This is a genomic window from Pontibacter rugosus, from assembly GCF_042678745.1.
In the GTDB taxonomy this organism is placed as follows: Bacteria; Bacteroidota; Bacteroidia; order Cytophagales; family Hymenobacteraceae; genus Pontibacter; species Pontibacter rugosus.
Genome location: NZ_JBHTLD010000357.1, coordinates 1 through 2,713, shown reverse-complemented (window position 1 = coordinate 2,713; position 2,713 = coordinate 1). Strand labels below are relative to the sequence as shown.

At 48.7% G+C, this 2,713-nt stretch carries 1 protein-coding gene; it reads left to right on the top strand.

The features are described 5' to 3' along the window. Positions 1-328: 328 nt before the first annotated feature. On the top strand, positions 329-2,662 hold the full coding sequence (locus ACFQ2O_RS21050) for a glycoside hydrolase family 20 protein (RefSeq protein WP_377532755.1): 2,334 nt from the start codon (positions 329-331) through the stop codon (positions 2,660-2,662). The last annotated feature ends 51 nt before the right edge of the window (positions 2,663-2,713 follow it).

Below are 2,713 nucleotides of genomic sequence, written 5' to 3'. Positions count from 1 at the left end.
ATAGAAGTAACAGAGGGTGGTGATACAATATATTCAAATATCTCAGGGAGAAAGTACTATATGGGTACCTGTGTCACAAATGCTTTAAATCCGCTTTGGTATTGTGACAGAGATAAAATACAGTTTTAGAAAATCAATCTAAAATATATTTCCACAACAAAACCGAAAGTACATTAAGGCTTATTTGAGCCAAAGCTTAAATATGTTTGAGATATACTTTATAAGCTAGGGTGTGCGGAGGTGTCTTTGGCAAAGGCATGATACCTTTCTCACTGGCATTTCTCTCCGGAAATAGCTAACCTTGAGTTACAAACCCGAATCTTTAGTCATGAAAATTTCAAAGACGCTGCCTTTACTGCTAAGCCTGATCTTGTTGCTTACCTGCAGTTGCAGCTTTGCCCAGGAACCCAAGGAGGCCTCTCCTGTTTCTATCATACCCAAACCACAGCACCTCACTCCAAAGCAAGGGCAATTTATACTTAACACTGATACTAAAATATACGTACCGGCCGAAAACGCAGAACTAAGAAGTATAGCCGACAAGCTGGCAGCAAGTATAAAAACGGCCACAGGTGTGCAGCCACAGGTACTAACCAAGAAAGCTCCTACTAAAGTAAACAACAGCATCCAGCTTCTCCTTACTGCTACTCCCGATACGCTGGGCCAAGAAGGGTATGCCTTAGAAGTAGCATCAGACAACATCATACTTTCGGCTAACGAGCCAAATGGCTTATTTTGGGGCACACAGACGATAAAGCAACTGCTGCCACCACAGCACTCTAAAGCACCAGTGGCACTGCCTGCCGTAAGTATAACAGACAAGCCACGGTACGAGTGGCGCGGCATGCATTTAGACGTTGTGCGCCACTTCTTCCCGGTGGAGTTCGTGAAGCAGTACATCGACTACCTGGCCATGCACAAGCTGAACACCTTCCACTGGCACCTGACAGACGATCAGGGCTGGCGCATCGAGATCAAAAAATACCCGAAGCTTACGGAAGTTGGCGCCTGGCGCGACAGCACCCTCATCGGCCACTACTGGGACCTGCCGCAGACATATGACAACACCCGCCACGGCGGCTTCTATACCCAAGAGCAGATTAAGGAGGTGGTAAAGTATGCGCAGGAGCGCTACATCACCGTAGTACCGGAAATAGAGATGCCCGGCCATGCCGTAGCGGCACTAGCTGCTTATCCGGAGCTTTCCTGCAGCGGTGGGCCGTTTAAAGTAGAAGGCAAATGGGGCATATTTAAGGATGTGTTTTGTGCCGGCAATGAGCAAACTTTTGCTTTTCTGGAGGATGTGCTAACAGAGGTTATTGCCCTTTTTCCGAGCAAGTACATACATGTAGGCGGCGACGAGAGCCCGAAAGACCGCTGGAAAGCATGTGCCAAGTGTCAGCAACGCATGGCGCAGGAAGGCCTGAAAAACGAGCATGAGCTGCAGAGCTACTTTGTGCAGCGCATGGAGAAGTTCGTAAATTCTAAAGGCCGACAGATAATTGGCTGGGACGAGATTTTAGAAGGAGGCTTGGCACCCAACGCGGCCGTTATGAGTTGGCGCGGCACCAAAGGCGGCATTGCGGCAGCTAAGCAAAAACATTATGTGGTGATGACGCCGGGCACACATTTATACTTTGACCACTACCAGGGCGACCGTGAGCTAGAGCCGACAGCCATACATGGCTACAGTCCGCTTTCTAAAGTATACGCCTTTGAGCCTACACCAGCAGAACTCAGCAAAGAGGAGCAGCAGTATGTTTTAGGCGCCCAAGCTAATCTCTGGACAGAGTATATCCCGACAGAGGAGCACGTGGAGTACATGGTGATGCCGCGCATGGCCGCCCTCTCCGAAGTGCTCTGGACGCAGGAAAACCAGAAGAACTGGGACGACTTTAAGCAGCGCATGCAGCGGCAGTACCAGCGTTATGATGCGCTTGGCGTGAAGTATGCCAGAAGTGCCTACCAGGTGCGCCAGCAGATTAAGTCAAACATAAAAAGTAACACCGCTACCGTATCCTTCGAAACAGACGCTGCCGGAGCAGACATCTTTTATACTTTAGACGGCTCCACGCCAACCGCAAAATCGCTGAAGTATACCAAGCCTTTTGTACTCAACAAAGCTGCTGAAGTAAAGGCAGGTTCTTTTGTGGACGGTAAACTGGTGGGGCAGGTAACAAGCAAAGTATACGATGCCAGCAAAGCTTTACACAAGAAGATAAGCCTTACCAGCGCTCCCAGCTCCAGTTTTGCAGCGCCCGCCATACTTGTAAATGGCCTGCACGGCACCACCGATCAATACGATGGCCAGTGGCTGGGCTTGTTAGAAAAAGACTTGGAGGCGGTCATTGATCTGCAGCAGGTACAGCCAATCAGCAAAATCAGCAGCTCTTATTTCCAGCACATTGGATATAGAGTATTCTTGCCAACTGAGGTAAACTATGCCGTTTCAGAAGATGGAAAGAAGTATAAAACTGTTAAGGTAATGCGCCACACCAATGAGGAGGAAGGCATCATGCGCAAAGCTGTGGCAGCAGAGTTTCCGGAGACTAAAACCCGCTATGTTAAAATCACCGCCCGTAATGTTGGTGTCAGTCCTGCGCAATACCCTTCGGCGGGGCAAAAAGCCTGGCTGATGGTGGATGAGGTGACGGTGGAGTAGTATACTTCAACTTATATTTACACAAGAAAAATATTGGAATCATTATACCAG